14 protein-coding genes are annotated in these 17737 nt (G+C 65.7%); 2 read left to right on the top strand and 12 right to left on the bottom strand.

Translation table 11 applies throughout. From position 1 onward, the window contains the following. Nucleotides 1-14 precede the first annotated feature (14 nt). Complete coding sequence (locus VGQ44_09005) at nucleotides 15-2234, bottom strand: methyl-accepting chemotaxis protein (GenBank protein HEV8446948.1); 2220 nt, start codon at nucleotides 2232-2234, stop codon at nucleotides 15-17. A 76-nt stretch (nucleotides 2235-2310) separates the two neighbouring features. Here VGQ44_09005 and leuS point away from each other — a divergent pair, with 76 nt between their 5' ends. After that, the gene (gene leuS / locus VGQ44_09000; protein ID HEV8446947.1) at nucleotides 2311-4821 is read left to right on the top strand and encodes a leucine--tRNA ligase; all 2511 of its coding nucleotides are present in this window, start codon (nucleotides 2311-2313) and stop codon (nucleotides 4819-4821) included. 248 nt (nucleotides 4822-5069) lie between these two features. Here leuS and VGQ44_08995 read toward each other — a convergent pair whose 3' ends face one another. Then, on the bottom strand, nucleotides 5070-6212 hold the full coding sequence (locus VGQ44_08995; GenBank protein ID HEV8446946.1) for a VIT1/CCC1 transporter family protein: 1143 nt from the start codon (nucleotides 6210-6212) through the stop codon (nucleotides 5070-5072). A 79-nt stretch (nucleotides 6213-6291) separates the two neighbouring features. Here VGQ44_08995 and VGQ44_08990 point away from each other — a divergent pair, with 79 nt between their 5' ends. After that, on the top strand, nucleotides 6292-7311 hold the full coding sequence (locus tag VGQ44_08990) for a PDZ domain-containing protein (GenBank protein HEV8446945.1): 1020 nt from the start codon (nucleotides 6292-6294) through the stop codon (nucleotides 7309-7311). A 227-nt stretch (nucleotides 7312-7538) separates the two neighbouring features. On the opposite strand, the gene VGQ44_08985 is transcribed toward VGQ44_08990, so the two are convergent. The 10 genes from VGQ44_08985 to VGQ44_08940 all read right to left on the bottom strand — a co-directional run. Continuing rightward, complete coding sequence (locus VGQ44_08985; GenBank protein ID HEV8446944.1) at nucleotides 7539-9638, bottom strand: potassium transporter Kup; 2100 nt, start codon at nucleotides 9636-9638, stop codon at nucleotides 7539-7541. A 217-nt stretch (nucleotides 9639-9855) separates the two neighbouring features. Then, complete coding sequence (locus VGQ44_08980; GenBank protein HEV8446943.1) at nucleotides 9856-10482, bottom strand: PadR family transcriptional regulator; 627 nt, start codon at nucleotides 10480-10482, stop codon at nucleotides 9856-9858. A gap of 229 nt (nucleotides 10483-10711) precedes the next feature. Then, the gene (locus VGQ44_08975) at nucleotides 10712-11932 is read right to left on the bottom strand and encodes an ABC transporter permease (protein HEV8446942.1); all 1221 of its coding nucleotides are present in this window, start codon (nucleotides 11930-11932) and stop codon (nucleotides 10712-10714) included. Nucleotides 11933-11936: 4 nt separating this feature from the next. Then, entirely contained in the window at nucleotides 11937-13946 is a 2010-nt protein-coding gene (locus VGQ44_08970; protein ID HEV8446941.1) for an efflux RND transporter periplasmic adaptor subunit, read from the bottom strand. Between the two features lie 165 nt (nucleotides 13947-14111). Beyond that, nucleotides 14112-15419, bottom strand: coding sequence for a TolC family protein (locus VGQ44_08965; protein HEV8446940.1), 1308 nt, complete (start codon nucleotides 15417-15419; stop codon nucleotides 14112-14114). Continuing rightward, on the bottom strand, nucleotides 15404-15796 hold the full coding sequence (locus VGQ44_08960) for a hypothetical protein (protein ID HEV8446939.1): 393 nt from the start codon (nucleotides 15794-15796) through the stop codon (nucleotides 15404-15406). Before VGQ44_08960 ends, VGQ44_08965 begins: the two co-directional genes overlap by 16 nt. Before the next feature lie 13 nt (nucleotides 15797-15809). Then, nucleotides 15810-16169: a hypothetical protein gene (locus VGQ44_08955; protein ID HEV8446938.1), complete on the bottom strand. Its 360-nt coding sequence runs from the start codon at nucleotides 16167-16169 to the stop codon at nucleotides 15810-15812. Next, nucleotides 16166-16720: a sigma-70 family RNA polymerase sigma factor gene (locus tag VGQ44_08950; protein ID HEV8446937.1), complete on the bottom strand. Its 555-nt coding sequence runs from the start codon at nucleotides 16718-16720 to the stop codon at nucleotides 16166-16168. Before VGQ44_08950 ends, VGQ44_08955 begins: the two co-directional genes overlap by 4 nt. 45 nt (nucleotides 16721-16765) lie before the next feature. Further along, nucleotides 16766-17362, bottom strand: a complete 597-nt coding sequence (locus tag VGQ44_08945) for an HD domain-containing protein (GenBank protein ID HEV8446936.1) — start codon at nucleotides 17360-17362, stop codon at nucleotides 16766-16768. A 96-nt stretch (nucleotides 17363-17458) separates the two neighbouring features. Next, nucleotides 17459-17737 (bottom strand): response regulator (locus VGQ44_08940; protein HEV8446935.1); only part of this gene is annotated, 279 nt, incomplete at its 5' end.

Raw genomic sequence — 17737 nt, 5'->3', positions numbered from 1 at the left:
CGCGATCCCGCGGACTATGCTTCGAGGGGCTTGTTGACGCGAATGGCGCTGACGCCGCGGGGCGTGGGGCGCATGACCGGCATCTGCGACATTCCACCCGCCGGCGGACCGTTCGACCCGTCGTTGTCTTGCGGCGCCTGCTCGAGGCGGAGGTTCGACACGAGCAGCGTGAGGCGCTCGGCGGCGCCGGAGAGCGTGCCAGCCGCGGCGGCGATTTCTTGCGTGCTCGCGCTCTGTTCCTCGCTCGACGCGGCGACTTCCTCCATGGCGGCTGCGAACGAGTCCGTGCCGGCGGCGAGCGTGTCGAGCTTACCGCGCATGTCGCGAACCAGGCTCCCGGCAGCGCTGACCGCGTTCTCGATCGATCCCGTCCACGTGTCGGCTTCGGCGACCGCCTGCTCGATCTGGCCGAACGAGCGCGAACCCTGCTCGGTTGCGTCGCGCACGGTGCGGACCATCTCGACCGTGCGGCCGCTCGACGATCGCGACTGCGCGACGCCGCGGAGCACTTCACCCACGACGCGTTCGGTCCGTTCGGCGGCATCCGACGACATCGCCGCGAGGCGGCGGACTTCTTCGGCGACGACCGCGAAGCCGTGACCGTGTTCGCCGGCGCGGGCGGCTTCCATCGCCGCGTTGAGCGCCAGAAGCTTGGATTGCCGCGCGAGTTTCTGCACGAGCGTCACGAACGTGCGGACCTCTTCCGACGCCGACGCGAGTTGCTCGATCGCCGCCGCGCTGGCTTCGACGTCGCCGCTCAGGGTGGCGAGTGAACGCGAGCTATCGTCGAGGCGCGCGCGATTCTCGAGCGCCAGCGCGCGGAGCCGCGCGTTGCGCTCGACGCCCTCGTGCGCGCCGGCGTCGAGCGTCGACGCCACACCGACGAGATGCTCCGACGACGCCGCCAGAGCTTGGATCGTTTCGGCCATGAGCGCCGACTGCTGCGAGAGGTCTGACGCCGTGTGCGCGATCTGGCCGGCCGACGCCGCCATCTCCTCGGAGCTCGACGTGATCTCGACCGTCATGTTGCCCGTTTCGGCGGCTGATTCGTTGAGCGCCGTCGCGAGACGACGCAGCTCGAGCATCATGGCGCCGATGGCCTTGGCGAGACGTCCGATCTCGTCATCGTCGCCCATGTCGGTGATCTGCTTCGACAGGTCGCCCGCGGCGACCGCCTCGGCCGCCACCGCGAGCTCGCGCGCCGGCCCGGTGATGCGCCGTTCGATGAACTTCCCGACGAGCGACAGCGACGTGACGATCAGGCCCAACATCACGGCGAGGCCGATGAGGAGTCCCCACCGCGCTTCGGAGTATGCGCGCGTGGCGTCGGCGTGACTCATGTGCGCGACCACTCGCCACCGCCCTGCGTTGGTAGCGAACACCGAACCGCGCCGGCGGACCGAATCCGCGGCGAAGTTGAAGACGCTGCCCGGGTCCTGCGTGGTAACGGTCGAGAAACCGGCGAGTGGCTTGAAGCGCGCCGCCCGTCCCGAGCTGGCGATGACCTTGCCCGCGGAGTCGACGAGATCGACACGCATCGTGCTGCCGACGTTGCTCCCCTGGGCGAGGACCGAGTCGAGCATCGAGAGGCCGAACTTGACCTTCACGACGCCCACCCGCGCGTTGCCGTCGCGGACGACACCCGCGAGCTCGACGACCGTCCGGCCCATCACGGGGTCGACGGTCGCCTGCGCCGTGGTCATGCCGTTCCCCCACGCCGCTTGCCACCAGCCCTCGTCGCTCTGGACGAAGTCCGAGGACAGGGAGGTCGTCACCGCGTTGTAGCCGAATTCATCGGTGAGCATGACTTCGGCGATGTCGAGCTTGGGAAGCAGGCCGTTCAGGTAATGCAGCGCGTTGTCGTCCACCTGCTGCGACCGCGGGCCCTTGAACATCTGTTCGAGCTCGTCGATCGAATGCTTCTCGAGTCCCTTCGACCGCGACAACTCGGTGCCCTTCTTGGCGGCCGCGATGACGCCCGGCTCGGACGCGATGAGCTGGACCTGGCGCACCCGCTCCGAGAGAAGCCGCTGGACGAGCTGCTCCGAGAGCGACGCCGAGTTCACGATGCGTGCGTCCTCGTCACCGGCGATCGACTTCTGGAGCACGAGCAGACCGGCGTAGGCGACGATACCGAGCACGAGGACCGACCCGGTGCCGGCCAGGCTCAGGAAGCGCCAACGGAGCGATCGCGCGGAGCGCGTCGCTCCGCGCGAATCCGAGATCGCGAACACGCTCTTGCTGTTACGGGTACGGGGACGGGGACGGGGATTCATCGACGCCTTAGATTCCGTTATAACTCCGCACATCATGACAGAACCACTGGAACCAACCTCGGCCACCGAGCCGGGGGGCTACGACCCCGGCGCTATCGAGCGAAAGTGGCAGGAACGCTGGGAGGCTCGAGGGACGAACAGCACGGACATCGACGGGGGCATGCGGCCGTTTTACGCCCTCATGATGTTCCCGTATCCGTCCGCCGAAGGACTTCATGTCGGCAACCTCTTCGCGTTCACCGGCAACGACATCTATGGACGATTCCAGCGTTTACAGGGCCACACGGTCCTGGAGCCGCTGGGGTTCGACGCTTTCGGCATTCACTCCGAGAATTTCGCGCTCAAGGTCGGGACCCATCCCGCGACACTCATCCCTAGAAACATCGACAACTTCCGGCGCCAGCTTAAGCGCGGCGGGTTGATGATCGACTGGGACCGCGAGCTGTCGACGACCGACCCGCGGTACTACAAGTGGACCCAGTGGCTGTTTTTGCAGCTTTTTCGACGCGGGCTGGCCTACAAGAAGCGCGCGGCCGTCAACTGGTGCCCGAACGACAAGACCGTCCTCGCCAACGAGCAGGTCATCGCCGGCGAGTGTGAGCGGTGCGGCGCGCGGGTCGAACAGCGGTTCCTGGAGCAGTGGTTCTTCCGGATCACCGACTACGCCGGGCGGCTTCTGGCCAACCTCGATTATTTGGATTGGTCCGAGTCCACCAAACAGGCGCAGCGCAATTGGATAGGCCGCTCGGACGGCGCCGAGGTCGTGTTTCGCGTCCAGGATCTCGAGGAGCTCACCGGCACGGCGACAACCGAGATCGGGCTGAGCGGCGAGTATGTGCTTCGGCCGATCGATATTCGCGTCTTCACCACCCGGCCGGACACGATTTTCGGCGCGACGTATCTGGTCGTGGCGCCGGAGCATCCGTTGCTCCAGAGTCTTACGTCCGACGAGCAGCGCGACGCGGTCGAGAGCTACGTCGCGCGCGCGGCGAAGCAAGACATCGTTTCGCGCAAGGTGAGCAAGGAAAAGACGGGCGTCTTCACGGGCTCGTATGCCCTCAACCCCGCGACCCAGCGGCCGATCCCCGTCTGGGTCGCCGACTACGTGCTGATGGAGTACGGCACCGGCGCGATCATGGCCGTGCCCGGTCACGACGAGCGCGACTTCGAGTTCGCGAACACTTTCGACCTACCCATCGTGCGCGTGGTCGCCGGTCCCGGACCGCAGGCTTCGCACGGGCGGCTCGATCAGGCGTACACGGAGACGGCGGGCGCGCGGCTCGTGAACTCCGACGAGTTCTCGGGCAGCTCGATCGAGGACGCGAAGCGCGAGATCACGAATTGGCTGAACGTGAGAGGCCACGCACGCGCGGTCGTGAACTACCGTCTGCACGACTGGTGCATCTCTCGGCAGCGGTACTGGGGTCCACCGATCCCGATCATCTACTGCGACAAGTGCGGCACGGTGCCGGTGCCGGAGAAGGACCTGCCGGTGGAACTGCCGTTCGTGGAGGACTTCAAGCCCGACGACACGGGCGTCTCGCCGCTGGCGCGCGTGGAATCGTGGTATCGCGTGAAGTGTCCGCAGTGCCATGGGTCCGCGCGCCGCGAGACGGACGTGTCGGACACGTTCCTCGACAGCGCGTGGTATTTCCTCCGCTACCCGAGCACCGAGCGCGACGACGTTCCGTTCGATGCCGCGCGCACCGAGAAGTGGCTCCCCGTGGAGTCGTACATCGGCGGCAACGAGCACGCGGTGTTGCACCTGCTGTACTCGCGATTCACCACGATGGTGCTGCACGACGCTGGTCTGCTGCGCTTCGAGGAACCGTTCAAGCGGTTCAGGGCGCACGGGACGATCGTGCGCGACGGCGCCAAGATGTCGAAGAGCCGCGGCAACGTGGTGATCCCCGACGACTACGTCGAGCGCTGGGGCGCGGACACGTTCCGCACGTACCTGATGTTCCTCGGACCCTACGAAGAGGGCGGCGACTTCCGCGACCAGAGCATCGCCGGGGTTCGGCGGTTTCTCGAGCGCCTCTGGGCGTCGGTCGAGGGCGCGGTTCCGCTCGGCAGCCCCGATCCGCTGGTCATGCGAAAGCTTCATCAGACGATCCGCAAAGTATCGTCCGAGATTCCGGTGCTCAGCTACAACACGGCGATCGCCGCGATGATGGAATACATCAACGTGGTGCGCCGCGACGAACGGACCCCGCACCGCGCCGAGGTCGAGCCGCTGGTCCAGCTCGTCTCACCCTTCGCGCCGCACATTGCCGAAGAGCTCTGGGAGCGCCTCGGTCACACCGAGAGCGTCTTCGATTCCGGCTGGCCGTCGTTCGACCCCGCGATCGCCGCCGAAGATTCCGTGACGATCGCCGTTCAGGTGAACGGCAAGACCCGCGGCACGGTGCAAATCCCGGTCGGCTCCGGCCAGGACGCCGCCCAATCCGCCGCGCTCGCCGATCCCGCCATTGCCAAGTTCGTCGCCAGCACCCCAAAGAAAATCATCTTCGTCCCGGGGCGGTTGCTCAACATCGTCGTTTGAGCTTTGCGGCAACTGCAACTACAACTGCAAAAGCAAACTGCTCAACGCAGAGACGCAGAGGACACGGAGCGCCGCAGAGAAACGGCGAAACTCCTTTGTAGAACGACCTCGCGGTGCCACATCGTGGCCTCCCGAGGTCGTAAGCCAAGAGTCCCTTCGCGGTCTGTTCTTCCTCTGCGTCTCTCTCTGTTTCTCTCCGTGCTCTCTGCGTCGAGCAGTTGCAGTCTCGGCGGTCGCGAAACGCGGGACTAGGCCACGAGCCTCGCGAGCCACTCGCCCACGAAGTAGCCGACGACTGCGACGCCGAGGCCGACGACGAACATGTCGAGGCCGGAGCGGAAGACGCTGCGGCCGGTAAATACCGAGCGTGCCGCGCCGACGATCCAGTGAGATGCCATCGACACCACGAAGGCCAACACCACGGCCGTCGTCCCGGACCATAAGAGAAATGGAAAGACCGGGATGAACGCGCCGACGGCGGTCGCCAGGCCGGTGACCCAGCCTTCCCGCAACGGCGACATGTGCGGTTCGCCGATTCCGAGCTCCTCCTGCACCTGCTCGTCGAGCATCCGCTTCGGATCGGCCATCACCTCGGTCGCCAGCGCCAGCGCGGAGTCGGCCGACATGCCCTTGGTCTCGTAGATCAACGCGAGCTCGTCGCGCTCCACCTCGGGCATGAGCGCGATCTCGTCGCGCTCCATCGCGATCTCGTTCGCGTACACTTCCTGTTCGCTCTTCGCGGCCAGGAACCCGCTCGAGCCCATCGACAACGCGTCGGCGATCAGTCCCGCCACCCCGGCGACGATCACCGTGTGATGAGCGGCTGCCGCCGACGCGCCGATCACGCCCGCGACCAGACCGAAGTTCGCCGTCAGACCGTCGTTGAAACCGTAGACGACGTTCCGCAGAAAGCCGCCGGATTCCGTGCGGTGCCACGGCTCGCCGCTCCGCCCGGCGATTTGAGTGAGCGTCGTCGCGTGCTCGGCGGATTCGCGCGCGAGCTGAAGCGACTCGGAGGCGCCGGGGGCGCCGCGCGCCGTCCGTCGATGCATGTCGAGGTAGCTCTTGACCTCGCGTCCTTCCTCCGACAGCAGCATCGGGAGCAGAAACCCCGGGCCGAGCATCTTTCCGAGGCTGGCCAGAAGTCTCGTGCGCGCACTGGGCCGGAACGCCCCAGGGTCGCCGCCGTGCTCGCGCAGAAGCCGCGCCCAGATCTCGACGTGTCGGTCCTCGACTTCGGCCAGCCGCCGATACAAGTCGCTCTTCTTCGGATCCTTTTCGGCGCCGGCGAGCAACCGGTACAGGTAGGCCGCGTCGGCCTCGTCCTGCCAATGGTGATGGAAGGTGTGGAGGTCGACGGCCCGGCTGACTGAGTCCTGCGTGCGAGCCATGCCTCAAGCTAGGCTCGTAAACCCTCCTCGGCCATCGCGGTGACTCACAGGTCGCACATCAACGATTTCACGAGGGTTTATGCGACTGATTGCTTTGAGCCCGGCGCTGCTCGTCGCGGGTACGCTCGCCGCGCAAAATCCGCCTGCCCCGCGTGCCTTGCGCATCGAGCCGGGTGGTCCGTACAGAATGATGTGGACCGGCCAGCCACAGGCGGTCATTGGGATTACGACCTCCGGCGCCGCTTCCAACCGCGACACGCTCGGCGTACTGGTCAACTCGGTGACCACCGGCAGCCCCGCTGACAAAGCCGGGATCGAGGAAGGGAACCGGATCGCGTCGATCAACGGCGTGAGCCTCAAGCTCAACCCGGCGGACGTCGGCGACGAAGACATGGCCGGCGTGATGACCCGGCGTCTCACGCGAGAGATCGACAAGCTCAAGCCGGGTGACGACGTCGACCTGCGCGTGTACACCGGCGGACAGACCAAATCGGTGAAGGTGAAGACGGTGTCGTCCGATTCGCTCTACGAAACGTTCACGCGTCGCAATTTCGAGGAGCGCGCGACGCTCGGTCTCCAGCTCGCGAGCACCGGCAGCCGCCGCGACACGATCGGCGTATTCGTGATCGGCGTCGACGAGTCAGGGCCGGCGGCGAAGGCGGGAATCGAAGAGGGAAGCCGCATCGCGTCGATCAACAACGTCGACGTGCGCGCGCGCGCCGGTGACGAAGACGATTCGTTCTTCCGATCGTCGAACGTGTCGCGGCTCGAGCGCGAGGTGTCGAAGCTCAAGCCCGGCGACGACGTCACGCTGCGCGTTTACTACAACGGCCAATACAAGAACGTCACGGTGAAGGCGATCAAGGCCTCCGACCTGTCGCGGCACGGTCACTCGATGACGATCATCGGCGGCGACAACATGGTCCTCCCCTCGGTGACGAGAATCCCAGGCGGCCGCGTCGAGATCAACGGCGAAGACGTCGGCGACAAAGTTCGCCGCGCGCTCGACGGGGCGCGGATCGCGACCAACGCGGCCGTGAGCGGCGCGCTGAGCGGATTCGGACGCGGGTTCATGTTCGGCAACCGCGTCTCGTGGTGAGGCCTTCGCAACTCCTGGGCGGTGGAAGAGCCGCGGGATACTGAAAAGCAAAAACGGTTGCACTGAAACAAAAAGAACTGGAACTGAACCTTTTGGGGGCCTCGGTCAGCTGGCCGTTGGCCGATCGAGGCCGTTCCCAAAATGGCTTACCGTTTTGTCTTTCGGTTCAACCCGTTTTGCGGTTCTGTTCCGGCGACTGCCCGCGTACATCCACTCTCGCGAAACGGTCAGAACTCGACCTGCGCTCCAAGCTCGACGACGCGGTTCGGTGGAATGCCGAAGAATTCGGTCGCCGACCGCGCGTTCCGCGACATGATCACGAACAGCTTTTTTCGCCAGCGCGACATCGTCGGCAGCGGAATGCCTTCGGGCGGGCGACGCGACTCGGTTCTCGATTTGCCGTCGGCGACGATCACGCGCTCTCGCCCGAGATAAAACGTCGTGTCGTTCCGCTTCGCCTTGATTCCGAAGTCGCGCGCGTGCTGGAGGATTTCCGGTACGTTGGGCGACTCCATGAACCCGTAGCCCGCGGTCACTCGATAGAAGCCGTGATCCAGCTTCTCGACCGACACGCGATCCGCGGCGTGCACTTCGGGAACCTCGTGCGTCACGACCGACATGAGGATCACCTGCTCGTGCAGCACTTTGTTGTGCTTGAGGTGGTGCAGCAGCACGACCGGCACGGCCTCGTTCGACGACGTCATGAACACTGCGGTTCCCGGCACGCGCGGCGGCTTGCGCCGCGCGACGTCGCCGAGGAAGAGATCGAGCGGCAGCGCGCCGGCGTTGAGCGTCTTCGTGAGCAGATAGCGGCCGGTCTTCCACGTGCTCATCAGCGTGAACACGCCGATGGCGATCGCGATCGGCACCCACCCGCCGTACCAGATCTTGATGACGTTCGCCGCGAACAGCGAAATGTCGATCGTCAGGAACGCGAGCATGATCGGCAGGACGTGGGCGAGCGACCAGTTCCAGCGCGATCGCGCGACGACCGCGAAGAGGAGTGACGTGATCGCCATCGTTCCGGTGACCGCGATGCCGTACGCCGCGCCGATCGCCTGCGAAGATCCGAACGCGACGACGAGGACGATACATCCGATCATGAGAATGTTGTTGATTTCCGGCACGAAGATCTGGCCGGCTTCGCTGCGCGACGTGTGCAGGATCGTGACGCGCGGCGAATAGCCGAGCTGCACCGCCTGCCGCGTGAGCGAAAACGCACCCGAGATCAACGCCTGCGACGCGATCACCGCGGCCGTCGTCGCCAGCACGACCAGCGGGATGAGCAGCGAGCGCGGGGCGAGGAAGTAGAACGGATTCGCTACCGCCGCCGGATTCCGCAGCAGGACCGCGCCCTGGCCGAAATAGTTGAGGAGCAGCGCCGGCATCACGAGCGCGAACCATGCGAGGCGGATCGGTCGCTTGCCGAAGTGGCCCATGTCCGCGTACAGCGCTTCGGCTCCGGTCACCGCGAGCACGACCGCGCCGAGCGTGAGGAATCCGACTCGGCCGTTTTCGACGAAGAAGCTCAACCCGTGAAGCGGATTGAGCGCGGCGAGAATGCGCGGCTCCTTGGCGACTTCCCAGATTCCCAAGCCGCCGATCGTCAGGAACCACAGACACATGATCGGGCCGAACGCGGTTCCCACGCGCCCCGTGCCAAAGCGCTGGACCAGGAACAACAAGAGCAGCACGAGCACCGAGATCGGCACGATCATGCTCTGGAAGGCCGGCGTCACGACGTTGAGGCCTTCGATCGCGCCGAGCACTGAGATGACAGGCGTGATCATGCCGTCGCCATAGAGCAGCGCCGCTCCGAAGAGCCCGAGCCCGACGAGAACGATCCGTCGCCGCGACATCGAGCGTCGCTCCTGCTGCAGCAGCAGCGCGAGCAGGGCGAGGATACCGCCTTCGCCGCGGTTGTCCGCGCGCATGATGAACACGAGGTACTTCACAGCCACGACGAGCACGAGCAGCCACACGATCAGCGAGAGCACGCCGTACACGTTTGCCGTCGTCGGCGGAATCGTGTGCTCCTTGGACGTGAAGCACTGCTGAAGCGCGTACAGCGGGCTGGTGCCGATGTCGCCGTACACGATGCCGAGCGCGGTCAGCGAAAGCAGCGCGAGCCGCTTGCCGCGCGGATTCGGATCGACCGGATGCCGCTGCGGAATCGGCGTCGCGTGAAAGCCCGTAGTCGTGCCCGCGACGGCCGGCGCGCTTCCGGGGAGCGGTAGCGGCGTCGTGCCCTGACCACCGGGAACGGAGGTAGGGGCCTGGCCCGACGAAGGAGCGGCTTGTTGAGGGCTGGCTGGCGAACCGGACACGGAGCGCGCGGGCGGAGGATCGCTCGCGGCACTTCCTTCCGGTCGAGGGTGAGAGGTCATGAAGGGTGCTTCAGCGACGAACGCGTCGTTCCAGTGTCGCACCGGAGACGACCCGTCTGAGACTACGCAAAAATGGGTCGCGGAAGAGGATCCGCGACCCATCATGGGAATCTAGCGCTCGCCGCGGGTGTTTCCAGCGATCGGGGCGCTCTTGTAACTACTCAGCGGGTGGGGGAGCGGGCGGCGCCTGTTTCGTGGCGGCCTCGACCTCGTCGGCTGCCCGTCGGATGATGTCGCGGAGGCGCTCCAGCGTCTCTTTTTCGCCAAGATGGCTCGTAGCTGTCTTGTAGGTGGTGCGAGCAAGCCGTTGAAATGCCTGGTTGAGCTCCATCATCGGGGTGTCGGTGAACCCCTCAACGAACCGCGCGATCCGCTCGAAGATGTCGTCGACCGTCGTGCTATGCTCGGCGAGATATTTTCGCCCCTCGTCCGTGATCTCGTAAACTTTCTTTCCACCCTCCTCGGGGATGGCACGGGCGTAGCCCATGTCCTCGAGCATGGTGAGGGTCGGGTAGACGGTGCCCGGGCTGGGCACGTAAGAACCGCCAAATCGCCCCTCGAGCTCTTTGATGACCTCGTAGCCGTGGCGCGGCTTCTCCTCGAGGAGCCGCAGGATCACGTACTTGAGGTCGCCCTGCTCGAATAGACGGCCCCCACGCCCCTTCCAATGGCGTCCACGAGGCCCGCCGCCGCCGCCCCAGCCGCCAAAGGCATCCCAGCCCCAACGGGCTCGTCGTTCACCACAATGGCCCGTCTGAACGCGAAAAATGAATGGCTCCCACATACAAAACTCTCCTTAGAGCGATATATCGAGATGATCGATACGATATAACGGGAGATATATCGCGTCAAGGCCTGGGCTCCTGGGCTCCTGGGCTGGCGGCCGCTAGGTCGCGGGCTGCGGGACCGGGGGGGGCCGCGGTGCCGGCCGCCTGCCTAGTCGCCCACCCAAAACGCGCCCGGAGCGGAATCCGGGCGCGTCTCGAGTTCGGAAGTCGCGGTGAACTGGGTCGCTACTCGTAACGCAGCGCGACGATCGGGTCGAGCACCGCCGCGCGGCGCGCGGGCCACACCCCGAACGATAGACCGACGAACGCCGAGAAGGCGAATGCCATGACGATCGCCGCCGGCGATACCTGCGTAGACCACCCGGCGGTACGACTCATGACCGTCGCGCCGCCGGCTCCGAGCGCGATCCCCATCATGCCGCCGAGCAAGCAGAGCACGACGGCTTCAATGAGGAACTGAAGAAGAATGTTCGCACGCGTCGCGCCGAGCGCTTTGCGGATGCCGATCTCGCGCGTGCGCTCCGTGACCGACACGAGCATGATGTTCATGATGCCGATGCCGCCGACGAGCAGCGACACCGCCGCGATGCCCGAGAGCAGATACGTCATCACCTGCGTCGTCTCCTGCGTCGTCTGCAGGATGTCGGCCTGGTTGCGGATCTGGAAATCGTCGGGCAGACCCTGACGGATCTTGTGTTGGCGACGCAGCACGCGCTGGATCTCGGCCATCGCGTCCGGAATCTCGTCCTCCGACTCGGCGAGAGCGCTGATCGACGCGAGCCGGTCGGAGCCGTTCACGCGGAAGCGTGCCGTCTGAATCGGAACGAGAATTTCGTCATCCGGATCCTGGAACGCGTTCGCCTGTCCCTTCGGCGCCATCACGCCGAGGACCGTGAACTGCGTGCCGCGAATGCGCACCGTCTCGCCGACGATCGCTTCGGGGGACGTCAGGCCGAGGTTGTTGACCACGGTGTTGCCGACGACCGCGACTCGCTGACGGCCTTCGTCGTCCGCCGCGGTGAACATTCTTCCAACCGCCATCGTGTACTTACGGACCTCGAGATAGTTGGGCGTCGTCCCGATGATCTGCGTGCTCGCGTTCTTGTTGCCGAACACGATCTGCTGCATCGAGCGCATCTCGGGTTGCACTCCAAGCAGATGCATCGCGTGCTCGTCCACCGCCTTCGCGTCTTCGACGGTGAGCCGCTGTTGCGCGCCGCCGATCGCGACCCCTTGTCCGCGCTGCTGGCCGGGGTTCACGGTCAACAGGGTGGTGCCGAGCGCCGCGATGCGGTCTTTCACGGCCTGCTGGGCGCCCGTGCCCAGCGCGACCACCGCGATGACCGCGCCGACACCGATCACGATGCCCAGCATCGTGAGAAGCGAACGCAGTTTGTTGGCTCGCAGCGCGCCGAGCGCGACACTGATGATTTCGCCGATCAGCATCTAATCAGCCTCCGCGCCCACCACCACCACCGCCGCCGCCGCGCGGACCACCGCCGCCCGGCCCGGGGCCAGGTCCCTGCTGTCCGCCAAGCGGACTCGCGTTCTGGCGGAGACGGTCCTGCTGCGCCTGTCGCTGCGCCTGAAGCGCGAGTGCACCGAGCATCACGACGCGTTCACCCTCTTTGAGACCGCTCACGACCTCGGTGTAGTCGAGATTGCCCTGTCCGAGCTGCACGATGCGCGGAGCGAAATGCGTCTTCGCGCTGTCGGAGACGAACACGAGACCGGTGCGCTGGCGCACGGGACGCGACGCTCCCTCAGGCGACGGCGTGAGCGCACCCTGACCGCCACCACCCCCGCCACCCTGCGTGCGACCGCCGCCGGCGTTGGCCTGCGTTCCAGCCGACGCACCCGCGGCGCGACGAGCGCATGCTCCGGCTGTGCGAGCGTCGATGTTGAGCGTTGTGTAAATCGTGCGCATCTGCTCGTTGATGGCCTGCATCTCCGGGCTGCCGCGGAATCCACCACCACCACCACCACCACCGCCGCCGTTGAATCCACCGCCGTTGCCACCGCCACCATTGGCGCCGGCGCCGCCATTGCCACCACGGCGACGCTGTCCGGTCGAATCACCACGCTGGCGGAAGCCGCCGGCGGAATCGCCGCGCTGACGGGTGCCGCCGTTGAAGCCACCACGGCCCCCGTTGTTTCCGGCGGGACGAAGCGCCTGCAGCTTCACGCGAAGATCGTCGAGCTGTTTCTTCTCTTTCGGGTGCGCCTTGAGAACGTCGTCGACTTTCTTGCAGTCGGCGTCGGAGACCTGCATGCCGAAGCCGCCCTGGCCGCCCTGCGCGGGCGAGACCGGGTTGCTGGCGAACTGCACGTCGCCGAACGCGGTGCCCGTCGATGCGGTCGCTCCGGGGGTAGCCGCCGCACCATTCGTCGCGCCACCGGGCGCGCCGCCGTTGCCACCGCGGTTGGCGCCACCACCACCGCCATTGCCTCCACGACGACCGCCCCCGAACCCGCCGCGGTTGCCGCCGCCGGTGAAGCCCTGCGCGCGGAGCGACGCCGTCACCGAATCGGCCGAGAGGCCCAGCATGGCGCCGGTCGCCACCGCCTCACGCGGATTCTTGATCGCGTCGTTCGGAACCGCGATGACGTTGTCTACCTCGTCGATGAGTACCGACACCTCCCCGTTCATGCCGGGGCGGAGGAGGCGCTCTTTGTTGTCGAGGTTCACGAGCACAGGGAACATCGTCACGTTCTGCTGCACGACGGCTTGCGGCTCGATCTTCTGCACGACGCCGCTGAAGCGGCGGTCGGGATAGGCGTCGACCGTGACGTTGGCCGGTTCGCCCGGATGCACGTTGCCGATGTCCGATTCGTTGAAGAACGCGCGGATGCGGACGACGCTCAGGTCGGCCATCTGCACGATCGTCGTGCCGCCGCTCACGGAGCTCGTCGCGCCGGCGATGACCGTGCCCTCGGACACGTTCTTCGTGATGATCGTGCCTTCGCTTGGCGCCTTGACCGTGGCGTCCTCGAGGCTCTGTTTGGCGAGGTCGAGGTTCGCCTGCGCGTTCACGACGCCCGATTTAGCGTTCTCGTAATCGACGGCGACCTTCTCGAACTCCTGCGGCGTGATGACGCGCGCCTTGAACATCTCCTCGTTGCGCTTCTTGTCCGCTTCGGACACTTGGAGCTTGGCGTTGGCGGCGTCGAGCATCGCCTTGGCCTGGTCGAACTTGTTCTGCACGTCGCGCGTGTTGATCTGAACGATCAGATCGCCCGGCTTGACGTTGGTGCCGGTCTCGACGGTCATCTTGTCGATGACGCCGGATGCTTTGGACTTGACGTCGACGATGGCGATCGGCTCCATGGTGCCGTTCGCCTGCGCGTCGACGATGATGTCGCGGCGGGTGGCTACAGCGGTCTGCACCGTCGGGGCTTGCGTCTTTCGGGCACAAGCCGCGGCGACGGCGAGCAACGCCGCTCCGACAATTCGTTTCACTGGAAATAGTCTCCTATCGGCCGGGTGGACTGGCCGCGAGCTGTTCAATCTGCCTATTGGAAGTACGCGCCGTAAGGCGAGATCGCTGAAGTCGCCGGGCCATGAAAAAGGGGGCGGCAGCCGTCGGCTTCCGCCCCCTCTGGCCTGTTCGGCTGTGGTCGTTTCTTACTGCGGCAAATCCTTCCCGATGTACGCCTCGATCTGCGCGCGCGCGTTCCGGTAGTTGAGACGCGCCTGAATGAGCTGCTGCCGCGCCGCGACGAGCGCCGATTCCGAGTTCAGCACGTCCAGAAGCACCGACGCGCCGAGGTTGTAGCGCTGCTGCTGCACGCGCAGGTCTTCCTGGCTCGCCTCGACGTTGATCTGTTGGACGCGCATCGTCTCTTCGGCATTCCGAATCGTGGCGATCGCCGTGATGATGTTCTGCTGAGCGCCCAACTGTTGATCCCTCAAGCTCGCCTGTGCGTTCTCGAGGTTGATCTGCTGCGTGGCGATGTTGTTCTCTCTCGTGAAGCGATTGAAGAGCGGATAGTTGAGGCTCACATTGATCGTACGCGTGTAGGGGTAGGGATTGCTGTTGAACCCGTACACCGCGTTTGTGCCGCTGCCGCCGAAGTTGAATCCGGCGGTGACCGTTGGCAGATACGAGGCTTTGGCCGAGCGAAGCGCGGCGGACGTGGCCGTCACCGTCGCCTGCTGCTGGCGAATCCCGGGCCCGTCGAGCGCCAGTGCCAGCACCTGCGCGCTGTCGATCGGCGTCGGCGGGCGCTCGACGGTATCCGCCAGCTGCGCCGTTACGAAGTAAGTCGTGCCGACGAGCCGCGTGAGCGCGGCGCTCGACGTGCGATACGAGTTCTGCGCCTGGAGGAGCGCCAGTTGCGCGTTTCCGACCTGCACGACGCTGCGCAGCGAGTCGGAGACGTTGGCCGCGCCCGCGTTCACTTTGGCGATCGACGTCTGAAGCTGAACCTTGGCGGCATCAAGTTGCGCCACTGCGGCGCCTTCAGACTCCTTGGCCGCGAGGATCAGGTTGTACGTCTGCTTCACCTGAAGGGCGACCGCGAATTCCGTGTTGACCTCGCCCGCCTCGGCCGCCGCAACGTTCGCGTTGGCCGTCCTGATATTGGCGAACATTGCGCCGCCGTCGAACAGCGTCACCGACGTCTGCAGACCGGTGTTGTAACTCCAGGCGGGAACGAAGCTGACGATCTGGTTGCTCTGACCGACGCGATCGCCATAACTCTTGCTCTGCCCCGCGCTGGCGGTCACCTGCGGAATCAACTGCGCGCGCGCGGAGCGAACGGTGTTGTTCGCCGACCGAATGCTGTTGGACGCAACGATGTTCGAGACGTTCTTCTCACCCGCCAGCCGAATCGCTTCCCCGAGCGAAATCGGGTGCAGCGTGGTATCGGTCACTTGCTGAGCGCCGAGCGCCAGAGGCGCGGCGAGCAGCACCATCAATTTGCGGAACATGTTCTCTTGGGCTCCTTCTGGATCTCCGCGTCGCGGCGGGCTTTGAATTCGGCGTCTCGCTCGTCGTACTTCTGCAGCTGCTCGGGCGTGAACACACGCCGGACCTGCGCCTTGAAGGTGGCGCGGATCGAATCGAGCTGCGGCTTCTCCGGCTTGAGGAGCGCGCGAATCGCGCAGTCCTGCGAGAACGCGAGGGAGTCGAGCGTGGTGCGCTGCTGCTCGGAGAGTCCGATCGCGTCGTAGAACTTGGCCCGCGGGCCGTACGACGCGGCGAACTTTTCGTGGCCCAGGTAGCGGTCGGCCGAGAAGCCGAGCGCGCCGCCGACGAGGACGGCCCCGAGCAGGAACATCAGCGCCTGTTGCTTTGAGCGCTGCATGGTGATCTCCGAGCTAGCGGCCGAACAGGAAGCGCAGCCGCGCCCCCTGGTCGTCCTGGTATGCCGGCCGGATCGCGGTCGATACGGGCACGGCGGGTGAAGACAGCATGACGTCGGAGGCGATGTCCGCCTCAGATTGGTGGGCGCGGAACATGGCGACGCCGGCCGACAGGAGCAGGACCGCCGCCGCCGCGAGCGCGGGACGCGCCCAGCGATCCAGCTCGGTCCACCATCCCAACTCCACGTCGGCGACGCGCGCCATCACGCGCGCCTGCAGCTCGTTCCAGTAGGACTCGCCCATCGGCGCGGCGTAGATCGCGCGGAGTCCGCGCGTCACGTCATCGTCGTCTGGAAACAGCCTGAGGTCACTCATAGATCGCTCCGAACGTCCCCGAGAATGCGGCGCAGTGATGCGCGTGCGTGATGCAGGTCAGACCGTGCGGTGCCTTCTGGTATACCCAACATCTCGCCAATCTCGCCGTGCGTGAAACCTTCGACATCATGTAATACGATCACCGACCGTTGTCGGTCAGTCAGTTTCGTGAGCGCCTCGTTCAAACGGCGCCGTAGTTCGTCCGACTCGCCGGGGTCCCGGAACGGCATGGGAACCCCTTCCGGCAGCTCGTCCGCGTCGCGGACTTTCCGCCGCCGCACCAGGTCTAGCGACGCATTGGCCATGATGCGGTACAGCCACGCGCCGAACGGCTGGTCTGGAAGAAACCGGTCCAATGCCTTGAAGGCGTGAAGAAACCCTTCTTGGACCGCGTCCTCCGCGTCTTCGTGCGTGAGCACGATCGCGCGAGAAACCGCATACGCCCGCCGCTGGTGCAGCCGCACGAGCTGCGCGAACGCCTCGCTGCTCCCGCGCTGTGCCGCAATTACGAGCGCCCGTTCATCCGACTTGGCGTCGCTAGACGACGACATGCCGTACACCCTCAATAACGGACGGCCCGATGCAAACGTTGGCAGTCAGCGGGCCGGTTCCTCGGCGGCGGGCGCCGCGGTACTGGCGGTACCGGGGGTCCCGGCGAGTCCGATCGCGTCGGCGGAACGCCGCATGGCGTCGATCACAAATTGGACATGCGGCTCGAGCTCCAATCCGAGCTCCTGTGTTCCGAGGATCACGTCGTCGCGATTCACTCCGCGGGCGAACTCCTTCTTTTTCATCTTCTTGAGGACCGACGACGCGTCGACGTCGTGCACGCTCTTGGTGGGCTTCACCAGCGCCGTCGCCGTGATCAGTCCCGACAGCTCGTCGACGGCGAACAGCGCGCGCGCCATTCGGCTCTCGCGCGGCACGTTGCAGTACGTGGCGTGGCCCATGATCGCTTCGAGGATGTCCTCTGGCCAACCGCGGTCGCGCAACATGCGTACGCCTTCCGCCGGATGCTCCTCCGTGGCCGAGTGCGCGGCGTTTGGAAATCGCTCATAGTCGAAATCATGGATCAGCCCGGCAAGTCCCCAGCGCTCGGGATCCTCCCCAAAGTGTTCCGCGTATGCGCGCATCGCGGCTTCTACGGCGAGCATGTGTTTTCTGAGCGACTCGCTGGCCGTGAACTCATGCATCAACGCGAGCGCATCCGCTCGCGTCGGCAAAGATGGTGACGGGGAAGGCATCATCCAATATACAATTGGCCGCCCGGCTCGCCCCACTCCTCGCGGTCACCCCGCGGCGAACGCGGGGGTTTGGCCGCACTGTGCGGCGACGTCGTCGGAGACCGCGGCCAGCGTCTTCAGGTCGAACGGTTTGAGCAGAACCTTGCATCCGGTTTCCGCCACGAACGACGCCACAGCCGGAGATTCGGCCTCGCCGGTGCAGAAGACCAGCCGGTCGAGCAAGTCGGGCCGGACGCTCTGCAAGGCCGCGTGCAGCTCGATTCCGGAGACCTCGGGCATCTTCACGTCGGAGATCACCAGATCGAACGACTCCGACGGGTCCAC

The sequence above is a fragment of the Gemmatimonadaceae bacterium genome (assembly GCA_036003045.1).
Classification (GTDB): Bacteria; Gemmatimonadota; Gemmatimonadetes; order Gemmatimonadales; family Gemmatimonadaceae; genus JAQBQB01.
This window is presented reverse-complemented; position numbering and strand designations above follow the sequence as displayed.